Here is a 16,467-nt window from a genome sequence, read left to right as displayed (position 1 = left end):
AAACCTCAGTATGCAGCCTCTCTCGTTTCTGGTTCGGTCAGACGTAGTGCTTTGCCGCCCAGATCCCGGAATGCACGCTGGCGGCAGGTCAAGACGATGATCTGCAGATCGCCCGCCTGCCGGTGCAAGGCGTCGAACATCCGCTCGATCCGGTCGTCATCCGTGAAGACAAGGGCATCATCGAGGATTACCGGCGCAACCCGCCCCGCGGTGGCCAGCATCCGGGCGAAGGCCAGCCGCACCAGCAGGGCCACCTGCTCCTGCGTGCCGCCGGACAGGATATTGATTGGTTCTTCCTGACCATCTCGGATCAGTGCGTCGGGCAGCAGCGACTCCTCGCCCCAGGTGAGCTCGGCTTCGGGCCAAAGCAGCTGCAGGAGCGGCTTCAATTCTCGGGCGATGGGAGTGAAGTACCGCTCGCGCGCTTCGGTGCGGGCCGCCTCCAGCGCCGTCTCCAGCCGCTGCAGCACCTCCACCTCGTGCGCAATTCGGGCCAAGTTGGCCTCGGCCGCACCGAGCGCTTCTTCGGTCTCGGCCAGCAATTCCTCGACTGCGTCGCCCGAGGAACGGCTGATCCGTTCGTCGAGCCGGGCGAGAAGCGGTTTCAGGCGGGCGATCTCGTCGCGTGCGCCCTGATCAACCGAGACGGCCCGGTTTAGCGCTGCCTCGGTGCCGGGAAGGTCAGGGGCCTCGCTTGCCTTTTCGGCATGCACTGTCTCGGCGGCGGTGAGCGCTTCGGCCGCTTGCGCGGCCTCGAAGGCCAGCGCCTCTTCGGTGCTCCCGCCGTACTTCGCCAACGCATCTTCAGCCCGCTTCAGGCGGTCCCTGAGAGAGGTGAGCGTGGTTTCGGCGCGGGTGGCGGCTTCGCGGGCGTCGGACACGCGGTCAGACGCGGTGTCGCGGGCAATGCGGGCCTGGTCATGGGCCGCGCGGGCAGCCTCGAGCGCGGCTTCGGCATCTTCGGGGTCGGGAGCTTCGGCGTCCTCCTCCTCCTGCGGGATTTTCGCCAGCGCCTCGCGTAGCGGGTCGATCCCGTCGGGAGCAAGGCTTTGCAGAACGGCTTTCGCCTCGCCCGCCTTGCGCTCGGCCTCAGTGCGGGCGGCGGCGGCGGAGCGAGCGGCGTCGTGATCTTCGGCGCCGATGGCGTCAAGCGCCTTGCGCAGGGCGGCGGCCGCGGCCTCGACCGTGCTTTCGTCATGGCCCGCGTCGCCGGGGTGGACCTCGAGCTCACCGATGTCGGCGATGGTGAGCCGGGTGGCGCGGGGCAGGGGGACGGGTTGGCCGTCGGGCAAGGACGTCTCGCCCGCGCGGATCGCGCCGGCCCGGCCTTCGGTATATCGGGCGATGACCTGTGTTGCCGTGGAGTCGCGCGCGGCGATGGCCGTGGCATGAGCGGCGGCGAGGCTTTCGATCTGTTTCAGAGTCATTGCATCTGGGCCCGAGCGCGCGGCCGCCGTGGCGGTCTCCATCGCGCTGCGGGCCTTTTCCGCCTCGGTGATGCGTTGCTCCAGTTCCCGCCGCCGGTCGGCCCCGTCGCGGGCGGCCCGGGCGCGCAGGGCGAGGGTGCGAGCGGCCTCGGCTGATTTCAGGGTCTTCTGCGCGAGGTCCAGATCGCGCTCGGTGGCTTCCTTCGCCGCGCGCGCAGTCTCCAGTGTCGTCTTCTTGTTTGCGGCCGCCATCTCTGCCGCCGCTGCCGCCTCGGTGGCGCCGGTTTCTTCCTTGAGTGCCTCGCGGAACCCATCGAGCCGGGCGCGTGCGTGTTCGGCGGTCAGCCGCGCCATGTCGAGTTTGCGCGCCTCGGCGTCGAGCTCCTCGGCGTGGCGTTCGGCAGCTGTATGAGCAGCGCGAGCGGCCTCGAGCTTCTTCCGCCGGCCCTCGGCCGCCGCAGGGTCTTCTAACTCGCGCAGGTCTCGGCGGGCCCGCTTGCGTTCGGCAAGCGCGCCATGCAGGTCGTCCGCCGTCGCGGCCAGGGCGTCGCGCTGTTCGGTCAGCTCTTCCACTCGATCCAGAGCTGCCTTCCAAGGCCCCCCTTTTTTCGCAGTCCGGTTCTTGCCGGTCGCCAGGATGTCCAGCTCCTCGCGGCCGCGGGCGAGGGCGCTGTCCATCCGCCGCCCGCCAGTCATTGCCTCTACCTCTTCGCCGACCGACGACATGAGGTCGCGCCGGGCCTCGAGCGCGGCCTTCTGTTCCTTCGTCGAGCCGCCGGTCAGTTCGGTCATGCCCTGCCGCACCCAGATCAGGCCCGAGGGGCCGCCGGCATCCCCGCCCAGCAGGTCGGCGATCCACGCCTCCGCCTCATCAGCCTGGGCGATCAACTTGCCGTCGCGGTGGACCGTCGCTGCGGGCTTCTGCAGCCACCGTTTTGTCACGGTGAAGCGTCTGCCGTCAGCCTCGATCTCGATTGTCACCTGCGGGGCACCGCCGACATGGGGGCGCAGGGCCGTGACCTCCTTGTCGCGGGAGCCGTGGGGCTTGAAGAACAGCGCCTGGATCGCGTCGAACAGCGTCGATTTGCCCTGCTCGTTGGGCTCGCTGAGGACGTTCAGCCCGTCGCCGATCTCGCCGACGCGCACCGGGTCAGTGAAGCGGCGGACATTGTCGAGGGTGATGGAGCGGATCTTCATTCCGAGGCCTCCCGGACATAGGCGTAAAGACGGGCGAGCGCGTCGGCGGCGACGTCGCGATCCTGCTGCGAGAGGGCATCGGATTCGGCGTCCTCCTTCAGCATGTTGGCCGCCAGCCGCAGCGCGCCGCCCCGGTCGATCTCGTCGAGATCGGCGGAGTCATACTGCGTGCCCAGTGCATCGGTCACCAGGTTGAAATGGGCGAATTCGGGCGCGCAGTCTGTCGCGGCGCGCTCCAGGTCGGCCCGGTCGGGCAGCCCGACCCAGCCCGTCGCCGCTACTCGCATCAGGATATCGCGCCGCCCGGATGGCGGCAGGACGTCGTTCAGCGCGGCGGCTGCATCCTGCCGTGGGTGCAAGGGCAGCTCGACCTCTTGCCAGAGGAAGGTGCCGGTCTCGATCTCTTCCACCTCGGGAATGGCGCCTGGCCCCTCGATTCCTACGCAGAGGCAGACGCCCCGGCGGCTATGCTTGAAGCGGTCCTGCTCGGGTGTGCCGGAATAGTGTACCCGTTCCGACACAGCCATCCGCCCGTGCCAGTCTCCCAGCGCGAGGTAATCGAGCCTTGCGCTCCGGTCGCGGTCGGGGGCGATGGCCTCGCCCGTATCGGTGAAGTCGGTCACGCCACCATGCGCCAGCCCAATCCGCATCCGGCCCTCGTCGCTGGTCATGGTCACCAGCGGCTCGGACGGATCACTCGCACCGGAGCGGAAGGCAATGGGGCAGGGCAAGAGCGTCGCCACCTCGTCAAGATCATGCGGCGATGTATCCAAAAGGGCCACCAAGTTGCCCGGCGCATCGCGGCAGATCGCCTCCCAGAGAGGCTCGGCATCTCTAAGGTTGTCGTGGTTGCCCGGCAGCAGCCACCACGTCACGTCGGGTGCCTCGGCCATGGCGGCGAGCGCCTGTCGGATAACTGTAGCCGAAGGAGTGGCGGTATCGAACGTGTCGCCCGCCAACAGCACATGCCCGGCCCCTCGGTCGCGCGCCGCCGATGCCAGCCGGGCGATCGCGCCGTGCCGGGCTTCCATCAGGCGACCGCGGATATTGCCGTCAGCCGGTTCCGGGATGTTGGCGAATTTCCGGCCGATATGAAGGTCGGAGGAATGAATGAATCGAAATGTCACTTTGGCTCCTTAAAAGTGATTCCCCCGGTCGTCAGGCAATTCAATCTACTGAAAGGACTCGAACTTCCCTGAGGTAGGCGCCGGCGTGGTATTCGACCGTATCCCCGGTGCGTGCATCGAGAAGGGCCTGCCCAAGCGGTGTGTGGGTGCCAATATAGCCGTTTTCCGGGTCGTGCGCACTGTCGACAAGAGTGATGTGCATCTTGCCACCGCCATTGGCGATTTTTTCCAGCTTGACGGTGCTTCCCGGACCAATGATCTTTTGTTTACGGTCAGCATCCGGGTCGTCAAGCGGGAAGCACATCTGGTCTACTTCCGACATAGGGTGGAGTTCGACTGACGATGGCACGGGCTTTTCCTCGGCCGGGTTCGTCGGGCTCGGTTCAGTAGCCTTTCCCGGGGGCGTATAAGGGTCGGGTTGCGTTGGCTCTCCGGGCTGCGCGGCCCTTGCCATGGATCCGGTTTCGGGCTCATGGTCATGATCCGGGTCGACCTCGGGCCAATCGGGGTCGTCGGCGTTTTCGCCGTCATTCGAGGCGTTTTCAGCTGAGACCGTGATGGTTTCGGTGAACCGCTCGTCGATCTCTCCGGCACCGATGGGGGTGATCTGCATCCGATCGAGGGTTTCCAAGAGGTTTTGCCACCAGAACTCGCGGTTCGCTTTCCACTGACTGCCGAATACACGCCAGAAAACCCACCCGGCCCGTTCCAGAGCGGCCTGGCGAGCCATATCGCGATCCCAGACATCAGGCCCGTGGTAGCGGTCACCGTCGAGCTCGATGGCGAGCCGCCGATCCTCGTTGCCCTCGACCACGAGATCGATAAAGAAACCGCCGGCCGGCACTTGCGGGCGCACGCGGTAATTGGAGTCCAGAAGCCGTTGAAGCACCTCACGCTCAAAGCCGCTGTCGCACCGGTCCAGAAGGGTCTCCACCTCGCTGCCCATCATCCCGCGCCCATCGGGCATCGGGTTCTGGAAATGCTCGAGGATCGCGGCTTTGATGTCGCCTGGAGACAGGTCTTCGAGCTCAACCGAGCGAACGAGGTAAAGCCGGTCCTTCGCGCGGCTCATAGCGACGTTAATGCGCTGTTGGTCGGCCTTTGTCGTCTGCGAACGCACGGTTTTCGGAGTAGCCACCATGGACAGGAAGACAATTGATCGTTCCTGACCCTGCATGGTGCGCGCGTCGCCGTAAATGATGTGACGTTTCTCTATGACCTCGGGCCCGACCCTGGGGTCCTCGACAAGCATGCGTCCTATCTTCTCGGCCTGTTCGGCCCCGATCAGCGAGATAACCCCGATGTCGCGCCCGTCATGGGTAGGATCAGCCACCAACCGAGCGATTTCGTCGACAATCCATCGCGCCTCATGTGCGTTGGTTTTTCCCTGTCGTGTGGCGTCGGGGATATAGACGTCGCAGAGTGGTGGATCGAACCGCTCGGATGCCTTGGGAACCCTAAGGGGGACAAGCGCATTGCTATAGAACCGTGTGGAGAACTGGATGATGGGTGCAACGCACCGGAAGTGCTCCCGGAGCATGACATGGCTGTCGGGATGCATCCGCTTGGTGATCTCGAAAATGGACGAGTTTTCGTCGATAAGGCCGGCGTTGGGCAACCCGGTCAGGTGCTCGGCGCGCAGGGCATTGATTTTCTGGGTCTGTATGCCGACGGCTGAAGGGCTGACCTGTTCTTCGTCGCCGACAACCAGAACTTTCTTGCCGCGGGCCAGCGCGGCCAATGCAGTGATGTCGCTCTGGGAGGCCTCGTCGAGGATGACAAGGTCGAAGTCCCCGAACTCGGCCGGGAGCTGTTCGGGAATCTTGTATTCGGGCATGATCCAGACCGGCGCGGCCGAGGACGCCTTGCGGGCCGCAAGGCGCGCTTCCCGGATGTAGCGCGGTGCCTTCTTGCCCTTGCCGGTGCCAATTTTGGACACAGCTTGGGTGAAGGCCTCCAAGGCCTGCCGGATAGAGGGCGTCATTCGTGCCCGCAGACCGAGCAGTGTGCGAATGCGGATCAGCTCCTCGAAATGCTTGCGCCTCCGCTTCATCGCTTCGGCCTTTGCCTCTCGGTGCTTGTCGCCGTTGCCGAGTTCGATGATCTTATCGACCTGAGCTGACATCTGTGCCCAAGACCAAGCATCGCGCCACGTCTCCGGGATCAGGTCGGGGGCATCCAGCGGCGCATCCTGCAGGCGCGACGCCCAGTAGGGCGCGCCGGCTTCGGCCAAGCTGTCGAGATCATTTCCGAGAGCCTTGAGGCGGGACATTACCTTCGCGAGGCGGTCGAGTTCCGCGGTAATCTCGCCTCGCAGCTTCACGATCTGGCCGCCATCGACTTCACCCTTGCCGATGGCGTCAGCCAGGGAGGCGATTGCTTTCTCGACCGGCAGCTTGGCGTTTCGCGAGAGTTTCTGAATGCGAGTCAGCGCTTCCGGGGCCTCGTAGTCGTCTGGCAGGTTACCCTCCAGCGCGAAAATGGCTGGGTAAAGGTCGTGGGTCTTTCTGATCTGCGCGAAGTCGAGGCCGTAAGGGAAGAGCGGCTTGAGTGCGTCACAGGATGTCTCGATCCGTTCTGCGGCCCTGATGGCCGCCCGGATCCTGGCCTTAAGGGTGTCGAGATAAACCGCGATTTCCCAGGAGGGATGGGGAGGTTCGCCGATAAATCGCATGTCGATGAAGGGCCGGAGCACATCGACGATCTGGCTTCGGTTTTTCTGAAGCCGACATGCCTGGTGTACCGTTTTCCACTCCTTGGCCGAGGACGGCTCGCGACCATCGACACGGACGCTGGCGATGGCCTGTTTCATTGCGCCATTGAAGAAGGAGAAGGGTACCGGTTTTTGGCCCGCGGCTCCACGTTGTGCGGCCTGTTCAACTTCTTCGACCGGGATGGTGTGCTTGGGGTACCGGACGGTTGCGATATTCGCGAGATCGGCGTAGGTTTCGAGATATGAAAGGGTTTTGCTCAGCGCGCCGCACGTGATTGATGTATCGGGGTCGCTCGCGTTGGTGGCAAATGTCCGAGCCTGTTCATCCAGACTATCCAGTAGTGTGGAGAGATCCCGCAACTCGCCGAGAATGGCGCGTCCCTGCTGGTCCGCGCCAGCAGTATCCCGCGCCATGGTCGGCGCTGTCGAATAATCAGGGATCTCGCGCCTGTGCCGGGCCCTTTCGGTATCATGAGCGGCAATGAGATCCGCCGTTCCGGGCAAGTCTTCCGGCGCAGGAAGGTCTGCTCCAGCATAGACAATATCTCCTGCCAGGTCGGGAAGATCCGATTGAAGTCGGGTGAGTGTATCGTCCAGCTGGGCCGGCGGCGCTTTCGATGGACGATCGGTGAACCAATCGAAATCCCCGGCGGCCGCAGAAAGGATCTCGACCATCTCCATTGGAGTATGCTTGTCACCGTTCCATTCGATCGGAGCGAGGTTGACCCGCGCGATCTGCGAGAGTTGCTCATCCGCCTTTTGAGCATCGGCATCGCAAGCCACGATATCGCTTTCCAGGCGGGATTTGAGTGCCAGCGCGTCGTTCTCGTTCAGGCCGACTACCTCGTTGGACAACTCCGTTACGGCTTCCTGGAGTTGCTGGGCGCTTTCGCGGTCGGTTCCGACCGAGGCAATAACCAGCGGCTGAAGGGAGAGGGGAAGCTTTTCACGGACGGCGGCGATCGCCTCTGGCGTACGTGCGGTGACGAGGACACGCTTTCCAAGGGACATCTGGTGGCTAATGATATTCGCGATGGAATGCGTCTTTCCAGTGCCCGGAGGGCCCGAAACACAGACCACGTGCAGATCCCTGTCGTCGATCATGTCCGAGATATTGCCCTGCTCTTCGTTGAAAGGCAGGGGGAAGAAATGCACGCGGGGTGGCTCGGTTCCGGTGCCCTGCGCATCCTTGGGCGTCGCGGAAGGTTCATGGATGCCGTCGCCACCATCCGATGTACCTGTCGGGGCTGTCCATGTATTCTTGATGCCGCCGAGAACGGCGCTGTCGATCCCCCAGGCAGAGGTATAAGCGGCTGGTGTGTCAGGCGGCGTGACGGCGTAACCGCGAATGGCGTCCGGGATATCCGTTTCCGTATCGCCAACACGCTTGCGTAGCGCTTCAAGGTCTTCGGCTCGGGCTTCATTCGACCGGGCGCGCCCGAAAATCGTCCAACAGGAAGTGATGCGAAGGTCTTCGCCGATATTTTCGAGGCGCTCGCCTGCATTCCACTGCTCTCGATCGATATGCGTGCCGGTACTTGAAAGCTGCGCGGCTGATGTCGCGAGAAGCGGCTCCCAGGCGGTTGTGAAGGGCGAAAATTCTACTTCTCCGAGAAGAATTTGCTCTAATCGCTCCTGGAGATTGCGCTGGAGCTTGGCGGCCCCGTCGATTTCGAGCTCGAGGTAGGGTTTGAGGGAGAGGCGCGGTGCGAGGTCCCGTGGATGGATGACGATCGCACCACCATCTTCGACCTCAATATCGACCAGTTGCTCAATGATCGGCATATCCACGCGATCGATCTTGTGCTTCCAGCGTCCGATACCGATCCCCCAAACGAGCTCGGGCGGCGTTCCTTCGGACGTGTGGATCTCTGAGTTGATCCGGAAAAGATCATTGTAGAGGGATATGCTCTTGCGAACCGGTTCCTCTGCCTTGGCCCATTCAGCCCAGGGGCCGGACAGGTATTGTTCAAAATCGCGGCGCATTTCCGGGCAATCCTTGGCCAGGATGATCGCCCTGACACGATTGTCGACGGTTACGCCCTTTTCGACGATTGCATGGACATTGTCCGGCTGCACGAGCTCGCCTTCCACAAGGTCGGAGGCTTCCTCAATAGTAACCTCGACGGACACGGCATCTTTGAGTTGCGGCGCTTTGGATGGATCAGTCGGACTGGTGACAAGGAAGGTAGCAACATGTTCGGCGGGTTCGGGTGGTCTTGTTTCGCGCTGGCGCGCAATCCGGATCCATGCCCCGTCGTCGCAGTCGACCTGTACGCCTGGCAGGCCAACAATATCATTCTCGTGAAAAACACCAAGGCCTGCACCCATGGTCATCTGAACCTTGGCGCGTGCCGTGAGGACGCCTTGTGCAAAACCGAGAAGACCCTGGAGGCCTTTGCGGTCCGCATCATCCTCTAAATGGTTATTTTCCGTTTCGTTTTTCAAAGCCGCTCCAATTATTAAGCGATCTGCCTTTCAACTTTACCGGGCGAGTATCGGATTGGTACACATCCGTAGGTCCGGATTCCAGTGCTCATCGCAGGTGTTCGCAGGGAAAATTGGCCAAATTTCTGTATTTTCTGCTTTTACTGGGCCTTGGAAGAAAACAACCCTGCCCGGGTCCAACAATGATTGCGTTTATGGTTTCTTGTGCTCGTAAAACGCCGTGAGCAAATCATTCAGTCGCGCACCATAAGGGCCGTCAGCTACTGCATAGGATAGAGTCGAAAGGACCATTCTTTTCGCCTCCGAAACTGGAGAATGCGTCACCCGACTTCTATTTGAACGATGCTGTTTTCTGCTCATTCGTCTTTATACCGGAGCCCGTATCGACGGGCTCCGGAGTGTATTTCTCAGCTCAACGCCCAATCGAGCGTTGAAATGATGTCCTTCAACCGTGCGCATACCCAGCTCACGCGTGTATCGAAGTCCCGATGGGACGATGAAATGTGATCTGTATTGACGGATACGGCAGCCATTTCATCCAGCGCTGGAACAAGGGTCCGGCGCACATCGAGCAGAAGCTGCGTGACGTTCCAATCCGTACAGTCGGGCTCGAGGTGCAGTCCTGAGAGCCCATCGATTACACCAGCGGTGCGAACGTAGCCTGCCTCGTTTAGAACCTGGACAAGCGTCTCGCGTTCCTGATCCAGATAAAGACCGAGACGGTCTATCGCCAACGACAGTGCATCTACGTCGCCGCACGCATCAATATCGTCGGAAGACCATCCGAAGTGAATGGGAAGGATCGAGTTCATATATGACTCCATTATTGGAGTTAATCCGGGCAATGATCATTGCCGATGGTCGCGTCGGGTTGAACGACAAGGCCGTTGCGACCGTCAGAGTATGGTGTCTCCCAATCGTCCTGTTTCCTTTCAAAATGGATGTTGGCCAGAAGCATCGGGCACGAAGCGAAAATTGGAATTCGTTCTGAAATTTCTTGGCGTGGATCAAAAAACCACTCGACGCCAAAAAATTTGAGAACCCGCAACAGCGTTTCTCTTGAAACTGGTTTCGCCTTTGGGCCCGACGCGTCAAAGCATCGGGCCAGGCAAACGCTATTTGCAAAGGCAGAGCTCTACATCGCGTCGATATAGGCCTGAGATAAATTCAGGCTGCGGTGGCCTGATCTGCCAAGTCCCTCAATGCCCGCGCAGCTTCGCGCAAGCGAATTTTCCGGGCGAGAAACTCGTAGGCTTCCTGCGAAAGAGGGTTCTTGTGTTGAAGCATCGCGGCGATCACCTCGCGGTCTGCTCCGCGGGCCACCAATGTATCAGCCCATATTGTTCGAAGGACGTGGGGCCCATGTCCGCTGTGACGCGCCACCAGTGTGCTGAGAGCGTCCAGCGAATAGGCCTCACCTGCTCTTTTGGGTGACTCAAGAAAAGGCGCACCGGAGCGTTCGCGATATACGCGCCATAAAGACCTCGGCTCCGTGCCCTGCAGCAGGCAGGCGTCGAGAAAAGGCGACACCTCTTCAGGCAAAACCAAAGGCTCGACCCGTGTACCTGACTTCTTCGTCCAACCGAGATCAAGCATCCAGCTCTTAGCGTTCCGAGACAATTGATCGCCAATGATAAGGCGGCACAGGTCGCCGCGCCGTAACGGGAAGACCAACAGGATTCCGAGAACGCCCGCAACGGTCAGGAGTCCTCTTCGAACTTGTACGTTCGTAGTATTGTTCGCCCGATCGATGAGTTGATGTGCGCGGCGGAAATAGTCCTCGAGGGACATCGGACGTTCACACAGCGCCCGTTCCTTTGCCTTGGGATCGCCATTCTTATCCGCCAGAGCCCAAAACCGATTTGTAAAACGACTCCATTTCCGGCGCTCCTCTATGTCTTGAATAAATGGCCCAAGCTGCGCGCAGTACGTGGCGACGCTACGGCGACACCAGCCTTTTTCGCCGTTTGTCTGCTCCCAATGCTCCAGGCGGTTCAGTGCGTGGTCGGCAAAGATATCGAGCGCGCTCTTATCAAAGCTGATCGCGCGCCCCTTTGAGGCAAGCAGATCATGATGCAGAATCAGGCTTTTCCGGTGATTTCCGACAGTTGAGGCACTCCATTCGGTCGCCGGGTACCGGGAAGTAAGGTCATTCAGAAGCGCCTCTACCTCCGCGATCACCCGCTTTTGGGAAGACGGCTGAGATGGACTTGGTGGCCAGACCCGTGAATACAGATCAGTCTGTGCGCGCCGGAGCACGACAAGGTGGGGATGACCATGGGTCAACATTTCCATGCCGACGCATAGACGCGAAAGCCGCTGATATCGGGTGCGTTCTGCGATCATCTCAGTGAGATACAGATGGGGCAAGGGGGCGGCAGGCAAGGCTCCAAGTCGATCGATGCAACGCAGGTAGCCGTCGACTTCTTTCAGAAAGCGGCGCCTCTCTGATACATGTAAATCCTTGGCGAGGTGTCGCATGTCTGTTGGCCACCACCGGGCAGCGATGATGTCGCTCACAGATCGTTTGTCGATTTCGTTTTCGTACAGCCAATCACGCAGGTCCTTGTCGGGACCAGACGTGCCCAAGTCGTAGAGGACACGCATATATTGCCGTGTCACATCGACGGTCAGTGAGGTGCCCAAAAAACGGCGAAAAGCCTTCCAACCGTCAAGATCGAACACGACGGGACGTCCCGGGAATTCGTCCCGGGACCACGTGCAATACATCCGAACGGTGCGGAGAATTCGCCAGCGCATGGGCTTAGAGGCAGTCTTCAGCCGTGTCTCAAGAACCGGCTGAAAGTCGACGGGCCACTCTGCGGGTATTGTGCTCGTCATACACCCAATCTCCTGTAGATCTCGGCCTGCGCCTCCATGACATCCCGAAGCCGGCGGGCCCGGTCGACAAACAGGTAGGCATTCCGGACAGTGTTTTCTTTGTCGCCGAGCAACTCGGCGATTTGGCAAACGGGCACACCATTGGCATAGAGATGGCTGGCAACGATGTGACGGCACATATGCGGCGTCACGTTGAGCCCAATCTCAGAGGTATAGTTTCGCCAAATACGCCGTAGGGTCTCAACATGTAGGCCGCAGAACAAGGCGTTTGGTTGCCTGTATTTCGCGTGGCTCGGCTTGTGCTTTAGGATAAGCGGGTGGGCTTTCCTGAGATACCAGTCCATGACTGCCCTGGGATCTATCGTCCGGGTTTTGAGCAAGGGGACGCCCTCGGCGAAGTAACCGTTCTTGACGATATGACCGGGTACAAGAATGGATAGCTCATTCTGACCCCGTGCCCGCTCAGAAAAAATCACGTGCGGCTTGGAGCCGCCAGTTAATAGTTTTTGACGGGTAGCCAAACGAAGAGGATATCGCGTGCTGATCACCGTGTGGACGGCCATGATCGCCAGATCCAGAGCTCGGTGTTGGGTCTTGTTCAATCCCGGTTCATCGGAGTTCTTCAATACGTCGAACCGTTCGATCAAAGGCCTTGCCTCGTCGAAGAAGACCTTTGGCATTGAGAAAAACCGACGTTGAAAATTCTCGTCATCGATAAAGCGCAGACAGGTTTCTCGCTTGAAAGCCGCATTTACGCTTTCCTCCTCGACGCGGCGACGCAATGATCTGGCATCGAAGAGCGAAGGCACGCATTTGCCGCTATAGTTGGGGCACAGGTCACTAAGAAATTGGATCGCTGATTGGGCGTAAGCCCGCCGGACGTCCGGCTGGCATATCGGTCCAAGCCCGCCTTCGGCGCAAACCTCCACGACATCGGCCAGCACTTCAGGGCGAGTGAACGCCTCGCGATCCAAGGGCCTGTCCGGTGCGGCCAAGCCCAATTCGACCGTACCATGCCAATACCAGCGTACGGCTGTCGCGATGTTTTCTGCGCGATCTTCACCGATACCATCTGTTTCGATGCTTCGGTTTTCCGTTCCGTATTCAAGGGTTTGTTCTCCGCGTCGTCGCCGGTCGAGGTAATCCTGCAGATGAGCCTCTAACTCCGGATGCAACGGAGGCGTAGAGCGCTGATGAGGCGCCGTTAGGTGTCTAAGTGGGCCGATAGGTTTGATAGGGAGGAGGCAGTTGGGCACACGGTCGTCGTCACGCAACTTATCCAAACGCTTGGTGCCGCGCCTCACAGCATCCTTGATGTTTGGGAGGAGATCACGCGCGAAACCTTCGATCTGTAGGCTGGTCAATTCGCGTAGGGACATACCACGCAGGCGGCATTCCCGTGCCAAGATATTGAGGGGTTGCCGCTCATAGGTGTTCAGAAGCACTGGCCCTTCGCTGCGACCAACGACATGGTCGATCAAAGCGGCCCAGTCATCGTCAATCGAACGAAGCACATTGATCGCAGCCCGGCGTCCCGAAGCGACGTCGAAGAAAGAGGAAAGATTGCTGGCCCACACTTTGACCGACGTGAGGTTTTTGAAACCGCACCCCCTCGGGATGCGCCCGGTCCTCTTGATCTCGGCATAGATACGTTTCGGCTCGTCTGGGTCGCAAAGGATGAGTTCCTCGGCGTCCGCGATGCCCATTGCATTGTAGACCTTCAGGGCCTTGTTCACCGATCCCCGGATTTTGAGGCGCCGGGTTTCGGCCCAATTTTCGTCGAAGACACCGGCGGAAAACCGGGTTTTTGCGGTGGCAAGATCCATCCGGACTGTGTCTCGAGTGTTAATGTTGCTGGGATGGTGCATGACAGTCATTTGATTCTTCCTTCGAAAATCTTTTCGGGCAGGTGCGCTATCCGCGCCGCCCTCACGACTGGGGCGCGTGCGTGTGCGCAATGACGCGCAATGTGCGCAAATCGGTGTTTGGGGGAGAGGTCTGACACGGACGCCCTGTTGGGCCTTTGACCCAAGTCCAACAGAGCGTTTGTGTCATTGTGTTATGATTCGGCACAAAGTGCGTGGATCGCACTTTTCGCGTCATCAACACCGCAATTCTCTCTGAGAACGGTGTCATTTTTGTTTGCTCAGGAGCATCTCGTGGCAGTAAAGCGCGGATGCCAGATCGCGCCGGAACCGGTGTTGTTTACCGATGCGTATGGAGACGAGGCGCCCTTCGCGGGCGTGCCGCCTATAAGTGCCTAAATGCAACTTTGACAAGCGATTGTCGTCCTCACGCTTGCTCTCTGGCGTGAGGAGGTCCGCGAGAAGGACCAGCCGCTCGTCATCCGAGCAAAGTGCCCAGGCCTTCAGGGGGTCGCTTACGCCTTCGACAGCCAGTAGGTCGGTGAGCGGGACGGTGAGGTCGCGCGTTTTCCCGGGATTGAGGCCAAAGTCGCGCAATACGCGCCGAACCGTGTCAGCACCGACGGACCACCTTCTTGAAATATTCTTCTTCGTAAACTCTGGTATCGGATACTGTGCAAGCGCACGCGCAATCTCACGCGTTTCTGCCGCGCTTCGGCTTGGAGCAGCATTGTCTTCTCTTGAAGCGCCGTCACAGGATCGGTTTTTGCTTGCTGAACGCTTTTGAATCTGGTCGCGGGTGGCTTCGGATTTCATGGGTCAATCTCCTTCGTAGCCAGGAGATCGGTTCACTTCGTCGAGCCCAAAAACGGAGTTTAGAGGAAGTGCAACGCAGCCACGCAGGCCTGAATGGAGGGGCCGGCCGAGTTGCCTAAGGCACTTTTGCCGAAAGGGGAAATGACCAGATCTTGCCCACTTCCGGTTCCGCGTCGTTCCTTTCCATGCCATTTCAAGGGTTTGGACGGGTCTGCGACGGACCGCCAAGTGTTTGAATTTTTGCCTTGTAAATCCATCGCTTGTGCGGATATACGCGTCGGCGGAGACGTGGCCGAGTGGTCGAAGGCGCTCCCCTGCTAAGGGAGTAGGCGGGAAACCGTCTCGAGGGTTCGAATCCCTTCGTCTCCGCCATCAACCCCTTGATATTAAAGGAAAAGCCCCGACTTTCCGCCGGGGCCTTTCGATAATCTGGGGAGCGTGCGCGTGCACTATGTGTGCATGTCGGCCCATTTCTTGAGTCGCAGGATGGCGCGTAAATCAAAGTCGCAAGGGTTGGATTTATAGGCTGAGCGTTGCCCCTGTTTTAGCGCAGCGGATGGCTCGTGGCGGTTATGCTGAGCAAGCTCGTTCCCCATACAGGGATCTTAGCTGTCTACGAACAGTCCGCCGTCATCACCCATCATCCTCTTTATGCGCCCGCGCCGTCCAGAGTTGTACCGGGGCACGGTTCTGAGACAGCGCGTTGCTCTGGTTAGGCCGCCATCTTAACCCCCGTGGCGGCTTCGGGTTCAAGGGCTTTTTGTTCAGCCCTGATCTGATCGGGTGTCTTGTACCCGTGGCGCTGCCGGAGCCATGAGGCGTTGTGCTCCGCCGCAAAGGCGGCCAGCGCCTGCCTGAGCTCCTCTACCGTCGTGAAGTGGCGCACCCAGAGCAGTTGCTCCTTGAGCGTGCGAATGGCGCGTTCGGCCACGCCGTTGCCCTCGGGCTGTCGAACGAAGGCGGGCGAGCTGATGATGCCGAAGCATTCGATCTCGCTCTGGAAGTCGTCGGCCATGTAGTTCGAGCCTTGATCGTGGCGCAGGGTCAGGCCCTTGGCAACGCCCGGCCCCACGCCGCCGAAGTGGCGGGTGACGCCTTGGCGGACCGGCTCCAGGGCCTGCCACCGGCTTGCGCTCGACGAGGCATGGGTGCCGATGAACTCGCCCGAGCAATGATCGATCGCGATGAACACATAGGCGCGCCCCTCACCAGTGGTGACCGTCTGGGTCATGTCTGTGCCCCAGACCTCGTCCACCTTGTCGGTGACGATGGTGCCCGCATGGGGATGTGCGTCGCGCTGGACAGGTCGCTGCGGCGCGAGCAAGTTGTTCTCGTTCATGACCCGCCGCACCCGGCGCGCGGCGGTGCGCACGCCCTTGGCCCGCAGCCGCGCCCAGACCTTGCGATACCCCTCGCCGGAAAAGGGCGAGGCAGTGATCACGGCCTGGGTGTGGATCAGCAGCTCGGCGTCGCTGCACGCGCCCTGCGGCCCACGCCGCTTCGGCGGACGCCCCGCATTGGCGGCCGCGGCACCATCGGTCGCAGCACGATACCGGTAGACCGTCGCCCGGGGCACGCCCCAGATCCTGCAGACGCGGGACATCCCAAAGCGGCGATGCGTGGAGATCGAATGCGTCTGGCTCATTTCTTCGCCTGCCTCCGGCCTTTTCGGCCTTCATTCGATCCCCCGGATCGAATGATCGCTGCGCGATCGGCCTCAAAGCCTCCGCCGGGCCAAAGGGCGGCCACCCTCCAGCTTGTCGATCCTGGCGTAGAGCAACTCCTTGTCCATGGTGATCTCGCCCACCTTGGCCTTCAGCCGCGCGATCTCGTCATCACGCGCGTCGCGCTCGCGCTCCTTGAGCGCGCTTTCCGCACCCTTCAGGACCTTGTCACGCCACTCCGTTGTGAATCGGCATGCAAAAGTGACCCACTTGGGTGGGTATGATCATCTAAAACTGACCCACCTGCATTGTTAACATCCGTGCGCTTTGGCACGGAGGAAGAGCAGGTGTTACTGATGGAAACGTCAA

8 protein-coding genes and 1 tRNA gene are annotated in these 16,467 nt (G+C 60.6%); 1 reads left to right on the top strand and 8 read right to left on the bottom strand.

Annotated elements, in window-relative coordinates; translation table 11 throughout:
• Positions 1–5 precede the first annotated feature (5 nt).
• The 7 genes from DQW77_RS14690 to DQW77_RS18065 all read right to left on the bottom strand — a co-directional run bounded on the left by DQW77_RS14690 (position 6) and on the right by DQW77_RS18065 (position 14,434).
• Positions 6–2,624, bottom strand: coding sequence for an AAA family ATPase (locus DQW77_RS14690; RefSeq protein ID WP_113258984.1), 2,619 nt, complete (start codon positions 2,622–2,624; stop codon positions 6–8).
• Complete coding sequence (locus tag DQW77_RS14685; protein ID WP_113258983.1) at positions 2,621–3,751, bottom strand: metallophosphoesterase; 1,131 nt, start codon at positions 3,749–3,751, stop codon at positions 2,621–2,623. The genes DQW77_RS14690 and DQW77_RS14685 overlap by 4 nt, the downstream gene beginning before the upstream one ends.
• Before the next feature lie 40 nt (positions 3,752–3,791).
• The gene (locus tag DQW77_RS14680) at positions 3,792–8,912 is read right to left on the bottom strand and encodes an AAA domain-containing protein (RefSeq protein ID WP_113258982.1); all 5,121 of its coding nucleotides are present in this window, start codon (positions 8,910–8,912) and stop codon (positions 3,792–3,794) included.
• 407 nt (positions 8,913–9,319) lie between these two features.
• On the bottom strand, positions 9,320–9,724 hold the full coding sequence (locus DQW77_RS14675; protein ID WP_113258981.1) for a hypothetical protein: 405 nt from the start codon (positions 9,722–9,724) through the stop codon (positions 9,320–9,322).
• A 355-nt stretch (positions 9,725–10,079) separates the two neighbouring features.
• A complete protein-coding gene (locus tag DQW77_RS14670; RefSeq protein ID WP_181711285.1) occupies positions 10,080–11,597 on the bottom strand; it encodes a tyrosine-type recombinase/integrase in 1,518 nt (505 codons plus the stop codon).
• A 152-nt stretch (positions 11,598–11,749) separates the two neighbouring features.
• On the bottom strand, positions 11,750–13,630 hold the full coding sequence (locus tag DQW77_RS14665; protein ID WP_113258979.1) for a site-specific integrase: 1,881 nt from the start codon (positions 13,628–13,630) through the stop codon (positions 11,750–11,752).
• Positions 13,631–13,885: 255 nt separating this feature from the next.
• Positions 13,886–14,434, bottom strand: coding sequence for a hypothetical protein (locus DQW77_RS18065; RefSeq protein WP_147094982.1), 549 nt, complete (start codon positions 14,432–14,434; stop codon positions 13,886–13,888).
• Between the two features lie 282 nt (positions 14,435–14,716).
• On the opposite strand from DQW77_RS18065, the gene DQW77_RS14655 reads away from it, so the two are divergent.
• A tRNA-Ser gene (locus DQW77_RS14655) sits at positions 14,717–14,806 on the top strand.
• A gap of 340 nt (positions 14,807–15,146) precedes the next feature.
• On the opposite strand, the gene DQW77_RS14650 is transcribed toward DQW77_RS14655, so the two are convergent.
• Positions 15,147–16,079, bottom strand: a complete 933-nt coding sequence (locus DQW77_RS14650; protein WP_113258977.1) for a DDE-type integrase/transposase/recombinase — start codon at positions 16,077–16,079, stop codon at positions 15,147–15,149.
• Positions 16,080–16,467 lie beyond the last annotated feature (388 nt).

This window comes from Roseovarius sp. TE539 (genome assembly GCF_003298505.1).
Taxonomy (GTDB): Bacteria; Pseudomonadota; Alphaproteobacteria; order Rhodobacterales; family Rhodobacteraceae; genus Roseovarius.
The sequence above is the reverse complement of the archived record's forward strand: the minus strand, read 5'-3'. Positions and strand labels throughout refer to the sequence as shown.